Annotated in this window: 13 protein-coding genes; 4 read left to right on the forward strand and 9 right to left on the reverse strand. The window is 37.6% G+C overall.

Annotated features, from left to right (window positions below):
* Positions 1–710: 710 nt before the first annotated feature.
* On the reverse strand, positions 711–1,595 hold the full coding sequence (locus P20480_RS09370) for a tetratricopeptide repeat protein (RefSeq protein ID WP_008129566.1): 885 nt from the start codon (positions 1,593–1,595) through the stop codon (positions 711–713).
* Positions 1,596–2,270: 675 nt separating this feature from the next.
* Here P20480_RS09370 and katG point away from each other — a divergent pair.
* Complete coding sequence (gene katG, locus P20480_RS09365) at positions 2,271–4,448, forward strand: catalase/peroxidase HPI (protein WP_008129570.1); 2,178 nt, start codon at positions 2,271–2,273, stop codon at positions 4,446–4,448.
* Positions 4,449–5,094: 646 nt separating this feature from the next.
* On the opposite strand, the gene P20480_RS09360 is transcribed toward katG, so the two are convergent.
* The 8 genes from P20480_RS09360 to dndB form a co-directional block, all read right to left on the reverse strand.
* Positions 5,095–5,541, reverse strand: a complete 447-nt coding sequence (locus P20480_RS09360; protein WP_083830893.1) for an REP-associated tyrosine transposase — start codon at positions 5,539–5,541, stop codon at positions 5,095–5,097.
* Positions 5,542–5,838: 297 nt separating this feature from the next.
* Entirely contained in the window at positions 5,839–7,437 is a 1,599-nt protein-coding gene (locus tag P20480_RS09355; RefSeq protein ID WP_010556085.1) for an ABC-F family ATPase, read from the reverse strand.
* A gap of 218 nt (positions 7,438–7,655) precedes the next feature.
* Positions 7,656–8,393 carry a substrate-binding periplasmic protein gene (locus P20480_RS09350; RefSeq protein WP_008129577.1) on the reverse strand — a complete coding sequence of 246 codons (738 nt, stop codon included), beginning with the start codon at positions 8,391–8,393 and terminating at the stop codon, positions 7,656–7,658.
* Between the two features lie 39 nt (positions 8,394–8,432).
* Positions 8,433–9,176, reverse strand: coding sequence for a transporter substrate-binding domain-containing protein (locus P20480_RS09345; RefSeq protein ID WP_008129579.1), 744 nt, complete (start codon positions 9,174–9,176; stop codon positions 8,433–8,435).
* A gap of 125 nt (positions 9,177–9,301) precedes the next feature.
* Positions 9,302–9,649 (reverse strand): DNA sulfur modification protein DndE, encoded by a 348-nt coding sequence (gene dndE / locus P20480_RS09340; protein WP_008129581.1) that lies wholly within the window; start codon positions 9,647–9,649, stop codon positions 9,302–9,304.
* Entirely contained in the window at positions 9,646–11,601 is a 1,956-nt protein-coding gene (gene dndD / locus P20480_RS09335) for a DNA sulfur modification protein DndD (protein ID WP_008129583.1), read from the reverse strand. Before dndD ends, dndE begins: the two co-directional genes overlap by 4 nt.
* Before the next feature lie 2 nt (positions 11,602–11,603).
* On the reverse strand, positions 11,604–13,187 hold the full coding sequence (gene dndC / locus P20480_RS09330) for a DNA phosphorothioation system sulfurtransferase DndC (protein WP_008129584.1): 1,584 nt from the start codon (positions 13,185–13,187) through the stop codon (positions 11,604–11,606).
* Positions 13,180–14,265, reverse strand: a complete 1,086-nt coding sequence (dndB, locus tag P20480_RS09325) for a DNA sulfur modification protein DndB (RefSeq protein ID WP_008129587.1) — start codon at positions 14,263–14,265, stop codon at positions 13,180–13,182. Before dndB ends, dndC begins: the two co-directional genes overlap by 8 nt.
* A gap of 196 nt (positions 14,266–14,461) precedes the next feature.
* Between dndB and P20480_RS09320 the strand changes: the two genes are divergently transcribed.
* The 3 genes from P20480_RS09320 (at position 14,462) to P20480_RS09310 (ending at position 20,423) form a co-directional block, all read left to right on the forward strand.
* Positions 14,462–17,851, forward strand: a complete 3,390-nt coding sequence (locus tag P20480_RS09320; protein WP_008129589.1) for a P-loop NTPase family protein — start codon at positions 14,462–14,464, stop codon at positions 17,849–17,851.
* Positions 17,852–17,853: 2 nt separating this feature from the next.
* Positions 17,854–19,194: a hypothetical protein gene (locus P20480_RS09315; protein ID WP_008129591.1), complete on the forward strand. Its 1,341-nt coding sequence runs from the start codon at positions 17,854–17,856 to the stop codon at positions 19,192–19,194.
* Between the two features lie 203 nt (positions 19,195–19,397).
* Entirely contained in the window at positions 19,398–20,423 is a 1,026-nt protein-coding gene (locus P20480_RS09310; RefSeq protein ID WP_008129593.1) for an amidohydrolase family protein, read from the forward strand.
* Positions 20,424–20,569 lie beyond the last annotated feature (146 nt).

The following is a 20,569-nucleotide window of genomic DNA, read 5'->3' on the forward strand; positions in this document are numbered from 1 at the left end:
AAAAATATTGGTTAGTCACTGCTCCTGTTTTTCTCATTCACTTCTCGGTGGTAAAACAATCACTTTTATAGCATAACTAAAACGCTTCTACAGGCTGTATTTAGCCACGGCATTGTGAATATGAGCTTTTAAATCTTAATGCACAAAAAGAAGTAAATGAGAAAACATAATGATATGGGCAATGCTTAGCTTTGTTTTGTAGACGTAGAGCTTGCTAACGTTAGAAGTGAAGCTTCTTATTACTTAAAATTAGATATGACCACAGAGTGCACCGAGGCGCTTCGCGCTACACAGAGCTAAAAAATATTGGTTAGTCACTGCTCCTGTTCTTCTCCTTCACTTCTCGGTGGTAAAACAATCACTTTTATAGCATAACTAAAACGCTTCTACAGGCTGTATTTAGCCACGGCATTGTGAATATGAGCTTTTAAATCTTAATGAACAAAAAGAAGTAAATGAGAAAACATAATGATCTGGGCAATGCTTAGCCTTGTCTTGTAGACGAAGAGCTTGCTCACGTTAGAAGCGCCGCTTCTCATTTCAGGTCAAATATTAAATTACTTAGTCCCTAACTCTAAAAGCGCAGCGCCTCTTAACCTCTTTGTGAATAATAATCTTTTAAAACCTTAATACACAAAGCATAGGACTTTATTACAGCCATAAAAAAAGAGCTTTCGCTCTTTTTTACAAACTATATAAGCAAGCTAAACTTACTCGCCCGCCACAATAGTATTAAAGCTATTATTATCGTGAAGGCTTGCAAATGCACTTTCGTGGAGTAACTCATTACGTAAGTTAGGTGAATACTCAAGTGCCATTTTTATATCGGCCAGCGCATCGGCGTGTTCGTGTATTAACGCAAACGCACAGGCACGTTGCCAATACGCATAACCATAATCGCTATCTATATCAATTGCCTGGTTACATAAATCAATCGCTTTGGCGGTTTGATTAATTTCAAGCAGGGCATCAGCTTTGTAAGCAATAGCCTCAACGTCTTCAGGTTTACGCTTTAAAATTTCATCAAAAATCTCGATCTTATTAGCATAATCACTTTCTAAATTTGCGCGCATCCACAACGAGTGAACCTCATTTGTAATCGATATACGTTCTTGGTTGCTAAGTATTTCTTCCGAACGAACGCGCAGCTTTTCTTCTAATACTTTTAAGCGTTCTTCGTACTCATCGGTAATAACACTCACGCGGGTATTTACAATATCTTCTACTTTATTTTTAACATCGCGCAGCGAATTCCAGCCAACAAGTACCAAAATAGATGCTGTCGCAGTAATAATAAAAAACACATTATTTATAGTATCGGTGGTGTAAGTAAGGGCTCTGTCGGCTGTGTCTAATTGCGCGTGCGTAACTTGCTTAGTTACATCTTCACGTAACTTTTGCTGATCTTGGCGAACCGCTTTTAGCTCATCTAAAATGTAGCGTTCCATAAGCGGTTTATACATAGGCTCTTTAAGTTGTTCAAGCGCTTGCTGTTCTTGTAGCTTTGAGGGGGCTTCTGTTTGTTGCTCAGCCGCATTAGCCGACGTTAAAAATAAAGTAAAACAAATACATAGTAAATAAAAGTAATAACGCATCAACATGCCCAAATAAAATAATAAATTGCAAAAATAATATTAACACGCACAACCTAAACTCACTAGGGCGGGTTTTGTTTTGAAGGCGAGATTACAGCACATTATAAATTATTATCACTAAAGCAGTGTGCAGTAATAAATTTTAGGCAAAAAAAACCAGCTCTGGGTGAGCTGGCTGAAACTGCTAAAACATCAAAGGTTAGGGAAAACTTAACTACCGTTAGCTAATAAAAATCAGCTAACAAAAAACAGGTAAATTAGAGTTATAAAGTAAAGGTGTATTGGGCTTAGTAATACACCTTTAACGTTATAACTACAATTTCATGGTGAAGGGGGGTATTCCTATGTGCGCTGTGGTAAACCAAAGCCACTTTCAAACCCTTCACATACCATTACGCCGCTACTTTTTAATTCGATCATCGTTATTTAAAAAAAGATCAAAAATTTATAAATGCTCGTTTTTAAATACCAATCAAAAATACAAATCGGTCCAATCGTTTTAAATACGGTGCATTTGTTGGTATAGCTCAAAAAATAAGCCTATATTGGTAATTCAAAATAAGTACAAGTATATAAACAATTGATTAAGCAACATTTGCATGAATTAAAAATAGTAATACCTAAACAAATTGACCATTGCTTACGTATTTTATTTTAGACCAAGAGGATTAAATAATGAGTAACTCTAGCGCTGGCAAATGCCCGGTAATGCATGGCAGCAATACACAAACAGCAGGCCAAAACACAGATTGGTGGCCAAATGCACTTAATTTCGACATTCTTCATCAACACGATACAAAAAGCTCTCCATACGGTAGCGACTTTAACTACGCTGAAGCATTCAAATCCCTAGATCTAGAAGCCGTAAAAACCGACTTAAAAAACTTAATGACACAAAGCCAAGATTGGTGGCCAGCCGATTGGGGCCACTATGGCGGTTTAATGATCCGCATGGCATGGCACTCGGCAGGTTCGTACCGTTTATCTGACGGACGTGGCGGCGGTGGCACGGCAAATCAACGCTTTGCCCCTTTAAACTCATGGCCCGATAACGCCAACCTCGACAAAGCGCGCCGCTTACTTTGGCCAATTAAAAAGAAATACGGGAACAAACTCTCGTGGGCCGATCTCATTATTTTAGCGGGCAACATGGCGTACGAATCAATGGGCTTAAAAACCTTTGGGTTTGCCGGCGGCCGTGAAGACATTTGGCACCCAGAAAAAGACGTATACTGGGGCGCCGAAAAAGAATGGTTAGCACCAAGCGACGAACGCTACCAAAATGTTGATAAACCCGACACAATGGAAAACCCGTTAGCGTCTGTTCAAATGGGCCTAATTTACGTAAACCCAGAAGGGGTAAACGGTAAACCCGATCCGCTTAAAACCGCAGCACAAGTGCGCGAAACGTTTGCCCGTATGGCAATGAACGACGAAGAAACGGCAGCGCTTACCGTAGGTGGCCACACAGTAGGTAAAACACATGGTAACGGACAAGAGTCTAACCTTGGCCCAGAGCCAGAAGCGGCTGATATTTCAGAGCAAGGCATGGGGTGGAACAACCACAAAACACGAGGCATTGGCCGCGATACAATGACATCGGGCATTGAAGGTGCGTGGACCACACACCCAACAAAATGGGATAATGGCTACTGTGACCTTCTTTTAAATTACGAATGGGAACTGACAAAAAGCCCAGCAGGCGCTCACCAATGGGAACCTGTAAATATTAAAGAAGAAGACAAACCGGTCGATGTAGAAGACCCATCAATTCGCTTAAACCCAATTATGACCGATGCCGATATGGCCATGAAAATGGACCCAGCGTACCGCAAAATAATTGAGCGTTTTCATAACGACTTTGAATACTTTTCAGACGTGTTTGCACGTGCATGGTTTAAACTTACGCACCGCGACTTAGGGCCAAAAGCGCGCTACCTAGGTGCCGATGTACCAAGCGAAGACTTAATTTGGCAAGACCCAATTCCAAGCGTTGATTACACTCTAACAGATACCGAAATCGCCGATTTAAAAGTAACACTACTTAATTGCGGCGTAAGCGCCAGCGATTTAATTAACACCGCATGGGACAGTGCGCGTACGTACCGAGGCTCTGATCACCGAGGCGGCGCAAACGGTGCACGTATTCGTTTAGCCCCGCAAAAAGAGTGGCAAGGCAATGAACCAGAACGCTTAGCAAGTGTGTTAACGGCTCTTGAAAAAGTACAAGCTGGGTTAAGTAAACCTGTTAGCATGGCCGATTTAATTGTACTTGGCGGCACAGCAGCGGTTGAACAAGCCGCTAAAAACGCAGGGGTAGAGGTTAACGTACCGTTTGCGCCAGGGCGCGGAGACGCAACCGACGACATGACCGACGCCGAATCGTTCGACGTACTTGAACCTATTCACGACGGTTTTAGAAACTGGCTGAAAAAAGACTACGTTGTGTCTGCAGAAGAGTTACTACTTGAGCGCAGCCAGCTAATGGGTTTAACAGCACCAGAAATGTCGGTTTTAATGGGTGGCATGCGTATGCTTGGCACAAACCACAGCGGCACACAACATGGCGTATTTACAAACAATATAGGAACGTTAAGTAACGACTTTTTTGTAAACCTAACCGACATGGCAAACCGCTGGGAGCCAACAGGTAATGGCCTTTACAACATTGTTGACCGCGCAAGCGGTGCAACTAAATGGACCGCAACACGCGTAGATTTAGTATTTGGGTCAAACTCAATTTTACGCGCATTGGCAGAGTTTTATGCACAAGACGATAATAAAACCCGTTTTGTTCACGACTTTGTAAATGCATGGGTAAAAGTAATGAACGCCGACAGGTTTGATATTTAATAAACCTAATTAACAGTTAAAAAGGAGCAGCAATGCTCCTTTTTTGTTTTTAAAAACTGAGCTTTTAAAATTGTATTGCACAAAGAGAACAAAATGTGGAGTAAATGAGCAGACAAATTGAATAGTGTTAAGTGATTTTTTTATCACCACAGAGCACACCGAGGCGCTTCGCGCTACACAGAGTTAAAATATTGGTTAGTCACTGCTCCTGCTCTTCTCCTTAACTTCTCGGTGGTAAAACAATCACTTTTGTAGCTGTTGCTATTAAATGAATGCAAAGCGCACCTGCAGGCTACATTCAGCCACTGCTTTTGAAAGCTGAGCTTTTAAAAACATAATGCACAAAGAGAAGAGAATGAGGAGTAAATGAGAAGATAAAGTGAATAGGTCATAGTTTAGCTTTGTTTTGTAGACGAAGAGCTTGCTCACGTTTGAAGTGCAGCTTCTTGTTACTAACTTTTAAAGCGATTCCTCTAAAAGCGCAGCGCCTCTAAACCTCTTTGTGAAAAATTGGCTTTTAAATCTTAATGCACAAAGAAAAGCGAATGAGGAGTAAATGAGTAGCCAAAGTAAGTAGGGTTAACTTATTTTGTAGACGTAGAGCTTGCTCACGTTAGAAGCGATAGCTTCTTGTTTTACATGCTATTTAATTTAAATAAATACAATCCCAAAATGGATATTGCCCGACACTTTTTACTATGCCAGTTCTTAGTGGGTTAGCAACAATATAGCGAGCTTGATTAATTAAATCTTTTTCAGAACGAAGCTGATGCTCAAAATAATTTTGCTGCCAAATCTTGCCTGTTGTTTCATTTAGCTTATTTATTTTTACAGTCGTTACACTTTTAAAGATTTTTATTACGTTAGCTAGTGAGCAGTCTTTAAGCTGAAATAACCAATGGAGATGATCAGGCATTAATACATAACAAATTGTATTTACTTTATTTTGCATATCCACAATAGCCTTTGCTGCAATACATGCATTGCCAAATTCTTTAAATAGAGGTGCTCTATTTATGCAGCATATAGTCACAGAGTAGAACTGATTATTATTTGAAAAACGATGTGCTAATAATTTTGAGGAGTCATGCATAGGAAAGGAATATATTTTGGCTTTGTATAACCATAGATAAGAATTAATCTAAAACAAGTTTTAAAAAGCCTTGCTTTTTCACGCCAGCAAGCTGCGCGTCTACAAGTTACTTTAAACACTATTTTGTAGACGTAGAGCTTGCTCACGTTAGAAGTGAAAGCTTCTCAGCGCTACAAAAAAACACGAGCAATAGTTAATCACCTCTTGGTGATGATCTAATTACTTGTTTACTAATGCATTTAACCAAGCACAAAAAAGGCGCTAACTAAGCGCCTTTTACACTAAACAGCAAAGGGTTTATGCTTTTTTCTCTTCGCAGCTTGCAAGGTACTCGTCAAACGTACCCTGAAAATCAATAACCTGCTTATCTTTAATATCAATAATACGCGTAGCTAACGACGACACAAACTCACGGTCGTGGCTTACAAAAATAAGCGTACCTGCAAAGTCTTTAAGCGCATTATTTAACGCCTCAATGGCTTCCATATCCATGTGGTTTGTTGGCTCGTCCATTACAAGCACGTTCACGTCTTGCATCATTAACTTACCAAATAACAAACGGTTTTTTTCACCACCTGAGCAGTTACGCGCTTTTTTGTTTGAATCGTCTGCGGTAAACAACAAACGGCCTAACATGCCACGTACCATTAAATCGTTATGCTTGGCCGTACGCCACTGCGACATCCAATCAAACAACGTTAAATCGTTATCAAAATCTTTAGTGCTGTCTTGCGGGCAGTAACCAAAGCTCGCATTTTCAGACCACTTAATTTCGCCTTCATTACTTTTAAGCTCGTTAACTAAACAGCGTAAAAAAGTAGTTTTACCCACACCGTTTTCGCCAATTACCGCAAGCTTTGCACCGGCTTCTAGTAAAAACTCACCGCCACTAAATAACGTTTCACCATCAAAACCATGGCCAAGCTTGTTAACTTCAAGCGCTTGGCGGTACATTTTTTTGCCTTCGTCAAAACTTAACGATGGGCTCATACGACTTGACGCTTTAACTTCATCAAGCTTAATTTTATCCATTTTTTTAGCACGCGAACTTGCTTGCTTAGCTTTAGACGCGTTAGCACCAAAGCGGTTAACAAAGTCTTGTAGCTCGTCAATCTCTGCGCTTTTTTTAGCGTTTTCGGCTAACAGCTGCTCGCGCTGTAAGCCTGCCGCTTCTAAAAACTTCTCGTAGTTACCTGGGTAAATACGCAGCTCGCCGTAGTCAATGTCGGCCATGTGTGTACATACCGAATTTAAAAAGTGGCGGTCATGCGAAATAATAATCATGGTGCATTTACGTTTATTAAGCTCATCAGCAAGCCACGTAATTGTATGAATATCCAAGTTATTGGTAGGCTCATCGAGTAGCAGTATATCTGGGTTTGCAAACAAGGCCTGCGCTAAAAGCACACGGAGTTTCCAACCTGGGGCAACGTTTGCCATTAACCCATAATGAAACTCTTTATCTATACCCGCTTCTATTAGTATTTCTTCAGCGCGGCTTTCGGCGGTGTAACCGTCCATTTCGGCAAAAACGCTTTCAAGGTCGGCCACTTTCATGCCGTCTTCTTCGCTCATTTCGGGTAACGAATAAATACGTTCGCGCTCTTGCTTTACTTTCCAAAGCTCAACGTCACCCATAATTACCGCATCTACCACCGTGTATTGCTCAAATGCAAACTGGTCTTGGCTAAGGTTACCTACTTTTAAACCCGGGGTAATCGACACATTACCCGCGCTAGGCACAAGCGCACCGCTTAAAATTTTCATGAAGGTCGACTTGCCGCAGCCGTTAGCGCCAATTAAACCGTAACGGTTACCGTTACCAAATTTAGCTGAAATGTTTTCAAACAACGGCTCTGCGCCAAACTGCATCGTAATATTTGCGGTGGAGATCAAAAAGGGTAATCCTAGAATGAGTACTGACAGGAGCTTGCTGTAGCAAAAGGCCACAAACAACATCAAGCAATAGGGTAAATTAGCTGGCGAATTATACAGATCAGCCACTATTAATGAAAGGTAAAAGGCAGCTAATTTATAACCAACCCTAAACGTACTTAAACGGTGCAAAAGCCTTAAAATTTGCCTAGCAAGTAAAGGAGGTTAACTAAGTAAATTTACTGGTGTGATTGGTAAATACGCTCAATAACCGCTTTATTGTTAGTAATATACGAATTAATAGCTGCTACATCGTCGGCAGTAACCGTTTTTTTACTCAGCATAAAATGCACATTATTAACGTTTATGGGCTCAACCAATGGCGCAGGCATAATGTTTGAATACTGTTTTGTAAAATATTGCGCCACTAACGAATCATCAATTAAAAAATTAATGCGCTGCTTATTAAGCAAAGTAAAACGCTTTTTAGACTCCTCCGTAAGCACCACTTGGTTTGCATACTGCGTGCGTAATTGTTCAAACGCATTACCAAACACACTCCCTCTGTTTACACCCACCGTAAGCGATTTTTTAAATAACGCGTTAATGCTATTAACATTAGGCGAACTGGCGTGTTTATATAGCAGCATCTTTTCAACACGGTAGGGTAACGTAAAGTGGGCATACTCAGCGCGCTCTGCCGTTTTGCTGGCGGCAAAAATTAAATCAACACGGCCCTGTTTTAGCTCTTCAAATGCACGTAACGAGCTAGGTAACACACTAAAATTTAAGCAATAAGGTGAGCTTTTAAAAATAGCCTTTAGTACGTCTATTTCAACCCCACCCAGCGTATTGTTTTTTAATATTACATAAGGCGGCCAGTAACTTTCGTTGGTAGCTACTGTTAATGTTTTAGTGCATCCCCAGGCATTAAATGCACTAAAAGTAAAAAGGGTTATAAACAATAATATTTTCAAACTACAGCCTTTTGTAAACGGTTTTTAGTGTGTATTTAGTTATAATTTTTCAAACAGTTCTGCTAATTGTGCCTTACGGCTTTGTATTAATTTATTAACCTCAATAACATCTTGCATAGTAGACGTATTTTTACTCAGCATTAAATGAATAGAACCCTTGTTAACATAGGTTGTAGTATTAACTCGCTTAATAGTGTTTGACTGGCTAATAAAGTACTCACCCACTAACTGGTCTTCAATTATAAAATCGACCCGTTGTTTAGCTAATAAAGCAAAACGCGTTTTTGCCGCACCGGTAAAAATAATTTGTTTTGGATAAATATTTTTTAAGTGCTCAAATTGCTCGCCGTAATAACTCCCTACATGGGCGGCCACGGTGTAGCCCTGTTCAAGCGCATCTTGCAGGTTTTTAACATTATATTGTTTATTTTTATGCTGATACAGCCACATCACCTCGTTGCGGTAACTATCCGAAAAATAAACATGCTCTGCACGTTTTTCAGTAAAGCTGGCAGCCCAGCCTAAATCCATTCGGCCTTTAGTTTGTTCAACAAATGCACGCTCGGTATTGGGTAAAAACTCAACCTGAACACAATAAGGCGACCCCGCAAATATAAGCCAAAGTGCCGTTACCTCTTTACCTTGTGCGTGGCCGTCTACATTAACTACGTAAGGCGGCCAATAGGTATCGTGCGACGCGACAAAAAACCTTTTTTCGCAAGCCGAACTCCCAAAAGAGAGGGCTACTAACAAATACACACCGTATTTTTTTAATCTATGCATTATATCCCTCATGCTAGCGACGCAATACGTACAGTATAAACCAGCTTGAGAATTTAGCTGAGCAAGGTTAAATAATTACAAAGCATATGTATTATTAAAATTGTAAGTAATTGCCCCATAGATGATTAAAAAACTAAATCCTCAATACTTTTAGCATTCCTAAAACTTTTAGAGCCTTGCATGACATGATATGCCCATGCTTTTGTATTTTCTTGACTAGTGTGTTCTGGGTATAGCATCTGTAAAGTCATTTCAGTAGCTAATGTAGTTTCGCCCAACCAAGTAACTTTATCTAAAGAAAGAGTACCATCTAGATCTATTGGCTCATTGTTATAGCGGTTTCCACTTTCAACGGATATAAAAAACGCCATCCTAGCCAGTATATTAGGTGTTACTTTTGTTCTGCCCTTTAATCGTCTTAAAAATTCATCTGTTTCTTTGGTTAGCTTCATGCCTCTGTTAGGTAAAATCATATTGCGCTCACCTCTTCTTTTTCCCAAAAATATCCCGTTGAAACAGAGGATGTTTTTGTGACTTGATCAAAACTAATGTCATATTTACAAGAAATAGAATCTTTCATTTGGCCAATATATTGTTCATTTACTTCAGTATCGGTGGATAAAATAATGACCTGTTCAGAAGCATTCGGAAAATAATGTTGAACAAGCTTATCTCTATGATTTGAATCGAGCCTGCCTAAAGGTGTATCTATAACTACAGGTAATTTTTTACCAGAAACACTAGCAAGTGCATCCAACATAGCAATAGCAAAAATTTGCTTTTCACCTGCAGAAAGTCCATTTTTATCGATGTTATTGCCGAAGTCATCTACCAAAACGACATTATAGCTATGAGGGTCAATACTAATATTTAGTTTAACATCTTCTTTTCTATTAAGTTTTTTATAAGATTCTATAAACTTAGTTTCAATCTCTGTCAGTTTTAATTTAACCAGTTCATTCGAAAACTCATCAAGTAAAGTAATAGTCCTACTTGCTCTTATAGCAGAGTCTTCTTCGCCAAACGCTGTTTTCATTTCTTTTTGAAGCTTAACTAATTTGCTTGTTAAATCTTGAGCATTTTTAAACAGAGTTTTCGCGTCAAATAAAATCGCCTTATACTCTTTAACAAAAGTGCTTTTCTCCTTCTCTAAAAGCCTTAATTTGTCAAAAGAAACTTGCAATTGTTCCTGCTCAGGAGCTCTTGATACATTTATTGAAGCATTTTCAATTGTGCTTTGTAGTTTTACTAACTCTAGTTTTAACTCTTTAGCATTTTGTGAAGAAATAAGTGCTTGCTGATTTACTTGTGCATGGAGTAATGCGCTTTGTTGTTCACTTAAATCAAAACTTATTAGGTCAGCCCCAGGTTGACTGTAGTCATCGGCGGCCTCTAATAATTGCGCTCTTAAAGCAAAAAAATCTTTTGAGCTATATTGATTTAAAAAGCCATCAAGCTGATTTTTAAAAGCTACTTTTTTGGCCGAGTTTTGTGTCTTTGTTATTTCGGTAAGCAAAGTAGTTAGGGTTTTTTGCGCTAAGCTCAAAGCATAATCGCCTTCAAGTTCATGCTGTAAGCGGCTTTCAAGTACTGCTTTATTTTGAATATTAAGATCTATTGATTTCTGAGTATCTTCACGGCTTGACGCCCAAGCTCCTCCTCCAGATAATAACTCCTGCTCTGCTAAAGTTATTTTGCTGTTAAGCTCTGTAATGCTATTAAATATTAAGTCAGCTTCATTTCGCTTTAAAAGAGCTTGTGATAGTAATTCATCTTTCTCAGCTTCTAATACATGATATTGCTCTTTTAATTTTTCTTCACTTGCTGCTATACCAGCTTTGCGCAGATAAATTCTTAAATCTTCTTTTAAACGAGTAACTATATCTAAGCCAAGTAAACGTTTTACTGCATGCTGTAAAATTATGCCTGAGTTATCTTCAGCAAGCTCAGCTATTTTCTCACCATCGAAAAAGACTAAATCAGCTATTCCCGCAGGGATCAACTCTATTAAGAATGCTTGAGCTTGCTCATAGTTAAGCTCAAACTTTTCTACACCATCTTCTACAATAACAAGTTCGTCAATTTTACCGTATTGCCACTGACGTTTTACGCAATAACTATAGCAAACACCTTGCCTAACATAATCAAACTCAAGCTCTAAATATGCTCTTTTATTATCAGTTTTACCGTCACTGTTATTAATCAGTTTTTGTAGTTCTACAATAAATGCAGGATTTGAAAGATTGCCTGAAAAAGCTTGTCTCCCTAGTAGGGCGAATCTTATTGCAGTCAAAATACTTGTCTTACCTGCGCCGTTTAAGCCGCCGAACAGAATAATGGGTTTATGTTTTTGAGGTTTTAAATCAATTTCATGTCTACCTGCAAACACTCTAAAGTTATTTAAACGTAGCTTATTAATAATCATTTTTATAAATCACTGTTTATTAGCGAGTCAATTCCGTCTAACTCAGCTTGAATTTCATTTATATCTTGTAGTAACGAATACTGTAAAACTTTCTCTGATTCACGCTTTTGCTTTGCAGCATCCACATTGCCCCAGTCTTGGCGTAATACTTTATCTAAACGATTAAAAATACCTTGGCGCTTGCCTAAACCAGATACACTCAGCTCTAAATCAATTAGCTTTTTCACTAGCTCGGCATCCACCTGATGAACGTGAGCCATATGATCAATCATTTCAGATTCAACATTAGTAAACGTATTTCCATCATCTTCTAAAAACTCAACAGGCCCATTGGGATATACACGTTTATAAATTTTAGGTAAGTCGTCGGCCCAGTCGGGTGTTAGCGGATCATTTCGCCATTGGTGACGTATTTCATGGAGTTCGGCTTCTGTAATTAATGAAACTTCACGGCCTTGCTCATTAATTTCTTTTTCCATGGTTAGTAGGTGTTCTAACCACTCTTTACGTAGGTGTAAAAAGTAAGGCCCATGAATAAACTCGATGTCTTTTTCTTCTTGCATACCGTGTTTAACGCTCACTTTACCGTCGCGTCTTCTGTTTTGGCGGTACAATCCTTTTACACTGGGCTCAGTCGTTGAGTGCAAAAAGTTTCTAAAAGAGGCTAAAGGTTGTAACCAAGTTTCACCGTTCGCTATAAGTCCATCAATTGCTTTATCTTTAGTAACTACGGTGCAGCTCCAACAACCAAAACGAGATTTACCACACCCAGGTGAAGACGCTGTTTCAACTAAAGGGCACTCGCCGCTAGTTGAATTTGTACTGTCGTAAAGCTCTACTAAAGCTATATTAGAAGTACCCCAAGGTGTTTCCCAAGGACCTAATTCTTCGTATTGCCCAGGCGCAATTTGTTGTCCCAACAGATGCCAAACCTCTTGTACTTGCCAATCTTTTATTGGAGCGTATCTGCGATAATGAGGGTCGGTTTCATCAAAATACTCTTTGCCTGAATGATACTTCTCTAATATATCTTCACGGTTTTTGCTTTCTTGAGAGCGAGATCCAATAACAACGATAGGAGCCTGTTCAGCGCTAAATTCAGTTTTTGCAAAGTCTTTAAATGGGTTTAGTTTTATCTTTTCAGTACACCAACGGTTTAGCTTTAAATTGGGGGCAGGATAACCACGGCCAAGTAAACGAGACCAAAATGTATCACTGGCCTTAGGGGTAATAATACGAGTTTCTATTGGCAAGTCAGTGATGCTAGCTGCCCTTTGCAATGTATTTAAAGCATGCAGTGCTTTCTGTAAGTAAATGGGCACTTCAGCTAAGGTATCGCAAAATACAACGTAAACTTTATTAGTGCGTTGTTCAGGGCTCAAACCAAGTAGAGCTAAATAAACAAGCGTTAATATAGCGGTTGAATCTTTACCGCCGCTAAAAGCTACAACCCAAGGTTGGTTTTCACGCATGTATAAATATTGAATCTCTGCAAGTTGCTCCTTTAAAGGGCGCTCGGCAAAGGTTTGGTCTTCGATAAAATCCATGTAGTCATGGATATCGTCATAATTTTGAAATTCAAACATGATTACTACTAAACTCTTCTTCTAGTTTTTTATCATCGCCTTCAAGTTGTAAATCAAGAGCCTGCCTTAAAATATTAGCAGTGAGTTTAATATTACTAGAAGCTTTGGACAATTTTCCGTGGTGCAATGCTCTATTGTCCCATATCGGGTTGCTCTTTCGCCAATCTATTTTATTTAACTTTTGCAGAACATGTTGCCAATCTCTAGGATGCTGTGCAATTAATGACTTACCCATACGCCCTAACGCATGCAAACCAATGCCATGAGCATGAATATACTCTTGCCTAAAATTAGCAGGTGAAAGCTCTTTATTATGCACTTGTTGCCATTCAGTAATAACACCAAAACACGCTTGCCAAAAGCTAACCGCTACTTGTAAATCACCATCTTCAAAATGAGACTTTGCCGTTTTACTCAGCAGTATTTGGCTAGCTTGTTTAATACTACTTAACGTAAATAACTTTGCGCTTTTGGGTGAAACAGTCGATTGCTCCATCTCAGTAAAGCCCACAAAAGGCTTTATCTCTGTTGCTAGGTAACGTGCTACTCCCGCAGACGAATCTCTATAATCATACAATGCACTAATAGAAGGGCTCGGCTTCACTGCATATTTATTTAAGTCAGCAAACATTTGTTGGCTACGCTTTAAGCCCTCATCAACAAAAAAAAGTACTGATATATTGTCTTGCCCCAGCTCCGGCATTTCTTTTAATGCTTCTTCAATGGCTGCACGGCGATGTTGCCCATCATTTATCAATATTTCAGCATCCATAGGCACTTGTAGTACACCTAAATCGTGAGCTCCTTCATGAGGGATAAATCGCACTTCAGTACCTACAGATGCAGTAAGTGACGAAAATACATACTCTTTAGGGTTATCAACTAAATAACGTACCATATCAGGCAAGCGCGTTCTGTTTAAACTACGCTGCGCACGTAACTCGGCAGGCACTTCCTCTTCATCAAATAAAAATATTTTAGGAATAATCCTAAGTGGGCAAGTAGCAATGTAAAAAGGGCGACCTGCTTGTTGCCCCCTTACTGTTGGAAATGAATAGCAATATTTGTTTTCAAACATAATTAATCTAGTTTGTTATTTTTAGCAAAGTGTAACATTTTAAATGATAACTTATAATCACTAGTTTGTTAAAAATAACAAAACTTTCAGTTGTTCAGTTTGTGTTAACTTTTTATTTTTTGTTTGTTCCTTTTTCGACTTTGAATTATTTATAGTTATGATTTAATGAAAAAAAAATTAAATGGATTTGAAAATCATGACTCAAGACAATGCTATCTTTTTTGATTTAAACATGACAACAGATGTCACACATTTGAAGTTTGATCAAGTTTTCCAAACAGAAGCGCGTGACAACATATTTTTAAAAATAAATGAGCAATTACTTCAAGTCGATATTGAGCAAGATTACGATAGTCTATTTTATGATAGGTTTCATAATGCAATTACTATAAGTGGACCTAGGGGGAGTGGCAAATCAACTTTCTTAAGGCACATTTTAACTTGTTTAAGTAATCCAGAAAGAGTATCGGCTAGCAGTAAACAAGAAGAAGAAATACCCAAAGGTTTGGAAGTTCTCAGAATAATCGATCCAACTTTAATTTCTTCAAAAGAACATGTCTTGATAATTCTAATCTCGCAGGTTAGGGATGCTGTTTCAAAATATAAAAAATCAATAAGTGATCATGATTTCTCTGAATATGAGTACTGTTTAAAAGAGCTTGCTGGTGGTTTATGTCAAATAGATGGAATTGGGCCGTCTGAATATGGAGACGAGTGGGAAGATAAAACATATATTCTGGAAAAGGGTTTAGAAAAAGCATCCGCTGGTCGAAACTTAGAAAGAAATTTAAATAAGTTTGTAGAGTCCGCCTTGAAGGCAATTGATAAGAAGGCTTTTGTGCTAACTTTTGATGATATTGACACTAAATTTGAAAAAGGTTGGCCAGTTCTAGAGACAATTCGAAAATATTTAACTAGCCCAAAGTGGATAGTTCTAATATCAGGTGATATAGAATTATATGCAAGGCTTATTCGTTCGGCACAGTATAAATCACTTGGTGATGAAATTATGAAATATGAGCGACCATCGCTAGATTTTCATAATAGCAACAACCTTAATGATTATCGTGAAGATAATATAATTGCGACAGTGTCAGAGTTGCAAGAGCAATACATGATGAAAGTACTAAAGCCAGAAAATCAGGTTAGTATGCTTACCCTTCATCAAAAATCACTAAGAAATAATGATAATACTACAAAGATTTTTTTAAATAATTCTTCCAAAGACATTCAAGTGCCTCTAGAGGATGTAATCACAACTTTTTTATCGAAGTGTTTAGGTCTCACTCAGACCCATGAACACAAGAGAGCTGCTTCAGGCCTGTTGGGATTACAAACACGAACTTTTTTGCAGTTATTGAAGTCGATATTAGTTGATTTAAAACTGAGTTCTTCTATTGCAAATAACAACTCTGGCTCTTTTGAGTTTGATAAAGCCCAACTTGACGATTTTACTCAGCGGGTAATTGGTATATTTAATAATGCATTTTCGAATTATAAAATTCGCTTATCAGATTTATTGGTAGCGAAATACTCAATGGTTACATTAGCTAAGTTATTTTGGCGTTGGGCTATTGAAGAAGGAGTTTGGCAGAACTTCGATAGTATAACAACTTCTTCAGATGAAGAAGGGTTTAACTCTAGGGTTTTAACATTCTTAACATTAGTTAGTAGTCATACTAAATTTGATATCTCTCAATCTTTTAAATGGGGGATGTTTAGTGCGACCCCAGTATTTTTGGCTCAAAATGTAAGATCGGAAGATCCTAATAATCGAAGAAATAGGGAAGGAATTAAAATTAGTATAAATGAGATATTAGATTATATGTCTCTAAATGATACTTATATTAGTATTTGCCATACTACACAAAAAGCATTACTCGCATATCTAACACAACCTAGTAATGGCAAGGCTACAAAGTTCACACTTTCTAACCCAGAAAACTTAGGCCTTTATACCGTTCCAAGATATAACAATACAAGCTTACTTTTTGAAGCTAACCTTGAGAGGTTTTATAAAATTCAAGGTATTCAATCTTATAAAGATAAAATAACAAAGGGAACAAAAGCACAGAAGACAGCAGCCAGAAAGAACTTGAAAGAAGCTTATCATAACGCTGTATTAAAGCTAGCAGACCCAAAAACTAGTTATGAAACTTATGGTGAAATGGCGGATTGGTTATCAGGCATGGCTAAGGTATACTCTAAGCTCAATGATAAAAATAAAATGCCTAAAGTTCAGACTGTTGGCTTTATTTATAGCACTATCGAATCTATAGGTGAAAGCTATGACTTGGGTCATTTCATCAATTATGCCAAGGTTTCAGTGAAAGACTTTAATAAAGGAGCCGAAACAAACTTTTTATCTGGGCTATCTTTAATTTCATGTATTTTCGAATTAATTGAGAAAAGTGGTGGTGATGATGAAATCAAGTCATTGGTATTAGACGCAGCTCCTAAAACAACTCATTTAATGCCTAGCTGGTATAATGATGATAGTGAAAGTCGTGAAGATGATGCCGATGCCGATGCCGAAGAAGAACTGCCAACTGTAGCTGAAAACTATAGTGGTGATTTTTACGAAAATCTTATTAAATGGATTAAGGCTGTGAAAAAGTATTGGCCTAAAAATAATTTATCAAGTGCATCTTTAAACAACTTATTCAATAACTTTTTAGAGAATTTAGACTCATTAGAGCGCGATCCAGCCATAGGCTGTTTGCTTCATAGTCAAATCGTACTCTTTTTACATTACTGCTTAATTGAAGACCTTAATAGAAATAATGATTTAAACAAAATTAATGAAAAAGTAAGCATTAAGTCATTGGCAGATACTGAAAAAGAGCTGGTAGAGAATATAACCAAGTATGCAAAGTATAACTTATTTACCATGGGGAGTAGTAATAAGGATGCTCTGAGTCTTCATAAAGAAATGTTAATTGAACCTCAGGAATCTTTATTTGGTTTAATGCTCGCTTGTCCAATTATCGGTTTATTCCTTCGTAAGCAGCCTGTCCAAACTAAGAAAAAACCAATAAAGTGGAATTGGCACACAGCCCATGCCAGTTGCTTTATAAAACTGATAAATACAAACTTTTGTTTAAATGAAAATATTGAAGAGAACTTAAAAAATGATGAGTATATCTCTCTCATAAAAGCGGATAATCTAAGTCAAGAGAAGCGCTCAGTAATATTTAAAACATACTATTCAGAATATACAGCTTTAATGATCGAATACCTTGATTCCATCAAAGTTACAAGAAAAATTGAAGGCGAAAATCTGACATTCGATAATCTTTATCCTGTATTGAATACTATACCAATAACAGGAAAGTCCGACTGGCAAAAGTTAGGGGTAAGCCTAGAGCTTGCTTCTGAGCCATTAACCCCGCCCCCGCCCCCACCCCCTCTTCCTGAAGAAGGCGCAGAAGAAAATACATCTGATGCAACTAAAGAGGAGACTAATGGTGGATTAGAAAGTGATGTAAAAGAACAGTTATTACAAAATGAACAAGAAATAGAGGCTGCTGACTCTGAAAGTAAGAAACCTCAAACACAGAGTAGCTCTGTTAAACCGGAAGAATAATAGTGCCAGCTAATATCATTAAAGAAAGTTTTCGTAATACAGAGGCTTTACTTAGCTATTTAAGAAATGGGGGGGTAAACAATCATGAATTTAGCCGTATTTTATTTCAGGGGTTAAGGAGACGAACACCTTCAGCTCCTGATCATATAATTAAAAACCGATTAAAAAGGTTATTTGATTTAGAAAACTCAACAATACTAAAGTTTTTAAATGATGTACTTACTAGCTTAGAAGAACGGTATGTAGAGCCTACCCATAATGGACAATTTCTAATTGAATCTAAAAACTTTGCTGAATGGCAAGAACTTATTACAGAGGTACCACCACTTCTTGCAGTAGCTAAAGCATTACAAAAAAAACATGATTTTATATCTTTAGTAGATAAAAGTGACATAAAACAGTTTTTCGAGCGCTTTTTAAAGCCACAAGTGCGTTATAGTGCTTTACCAAGCATTAAAGACCCTCGCCTTGATGAGTTAATAGAACGACTTAAGCTAGATGATTTACATATTCATTTAAATGGTTCTAGTGAAATTGAGCTTGTTTGGGTCTCTGCGCTTCAGAAGCCACAGCAATTCAGTAAAGAGCTAAAATGGGCGGAAAATAATGATTTAGTGAAAGAGCTATATTCTGCTGATGAAATAGGGTTAACTCAACAGGAACAATTAAAACGCTTACGAATTGCCGGGGCATTAAGGCGATTGTTATTAAATGAAGTTTTTAACCAAGAACAACCTAAATGCGATGATGTTAATAATAAAAAAACGTTATCAAAAGGGTTTGAAATACAATTCAAAGATATAGAGTATGTAAATCACAGAGCTGATTTTGAGGCAGCTAAAAATGCAACATTTGCTGCACCTTATTATGCTGATATTGAAACTTTAGTCTCCAAAAAACTTGAGCATATTACGCCTGAAGTTAGAACACCTTTGGCTATAGAAGCATATTATTTAATTGCATTTTTTGATTATCTTGAAAATACGAAGAATGAAGCATTTGCTCAAGCACTTCATTATTACTTGCTAATAAAATGTCAGTTTAATCGGCTAATTGTCCAGCAGACGAATCAATATGGTTTTGACCAGTTTCAAAAGTTTACTTTTAATGAGATACGGAGTGTGGCTGAGAAAGAATATCAAACTCGTTACCATCAATTAAACTATTCTGATTTAGGGGATCTTGATTATTTAGAGGGGCGCTTTGCTCCAAGTCGAGATTTGCCAAGTAATATAAAGCGATTGAGAACTATCTTAAGCGATTACAAGTGTTATCAGTTCAGTGAATTGAGAGCATATTCGCAATCAGAAAATTTTAAAAAAAACACGACCCATTTAGTTTAAGTGATTTACTTACAGACAAAAATAATTTTACAAGTTTAAAGCTGAGCTTAGTTGCCCACTTTATTAAGCGTGAAGATAAACGAACTAGGGAATTAAATAGAGAAGATAAAAAGCTCTCTTGGCAATGCCGACATTATGAGCTTCGTAATCAACTCGAGAAAACGCGTAGAAGTTTAAATGCATTAAGTGAACGTTATACTAATTTGGGCGATTATTTATATGGGTTTGATGCGGCTGCAAATGAACTAGATGCTGGACCTGAAGTGTTTGCTCCAATTTTTAGGCGTTTAAGGACAAGCGGTTATCATAATTTTACATATCATGCAGGTGAAGATTACGTACATTTACTCTCTGGTATAAGAACTGTGGCTGAAGCTATCGATTTCTTAGATTTGAAAACAGGCAATAGAATTGGTCATGGGACAGCGGTAGGTATTAATCCAAAGATATGGCGAGAAAGAATAGGCGATAGTATTGTCATCAAGCGAGGTGAGAGACTTGATGACTTGGTATTTGCTTATAAGCATTTATGTGAGGAATCTATTAGCGGTAGAGTTTTGCATTTAATAGCTGCAGAAATAAGGAGGCTATCTTTAGATGTGTATAAAAAAGCTTATGAACCGGATTTGCTTTTTGAAGCATGGAAGTTAAGGTACTTAGATCCGTTATTAGCCTTTGGCATTAAGCGTGATAAAGATACTTATCTTAGGAATGATATAAAAGATGAGCTTGAAAAAATAGAAATTGCTGAGAGAGAAAATAAAGACGCATTTTTAATATATACGAAATATCATGGAGTTACTGATTCTACAATTGTATTTCGTTATGAAGAGTTGGTTGAAGTTAACACGGATTGTTCTTGCGAAAGATCATTCGATTACGAAGTATTTAGACTATTACAAAAATATGTACTTGGTAAAATTAATCGTCGACACATGGCTATCGAGAGCTTACCAACCAGTAATGTGAGAATTAGTTTTTATGAACATTACCGAGAACATCATATTTTTGATTGGTTAGGAGTAACCGATGAAAAAGGTATGGAAGTACCAGTAGTATTGGGTTCTGATGACCCAGGTATTTTCGCCACAAACTTAAGAAACGAGTATGCTCATATTTTACTCACTCTTGAGAATGATTTGGGTCTTTCATCTATGGAGGCAATTACGAAACTGGAGCAGATAGTGCGTAATGGTAAAATTTGGCGATTTAAGAAGTTAAGTTATTAAAATGAAGAAAGAAAAATACAAAAAAAGCAAGCTCACCTCAATGGGCTGATTTTACTAAATACCAAACCTTTGAACGCCAATGTAGCAATTACTCTGACTATTTAAATAGTTACGTTAATTGGTTTGCTAAAAAAAGTAACGTGTGT

The organism is Pseudoalteromonas sp. BSi20480 (assembly GCF_000241365.1).
GTDB lineage: Bacteria > Pseudomonadota > Gammaproteobacteria > Enterobacterales > Alteromonadaceae > Pseudoalteromonas > Pseudoalteromonas marina.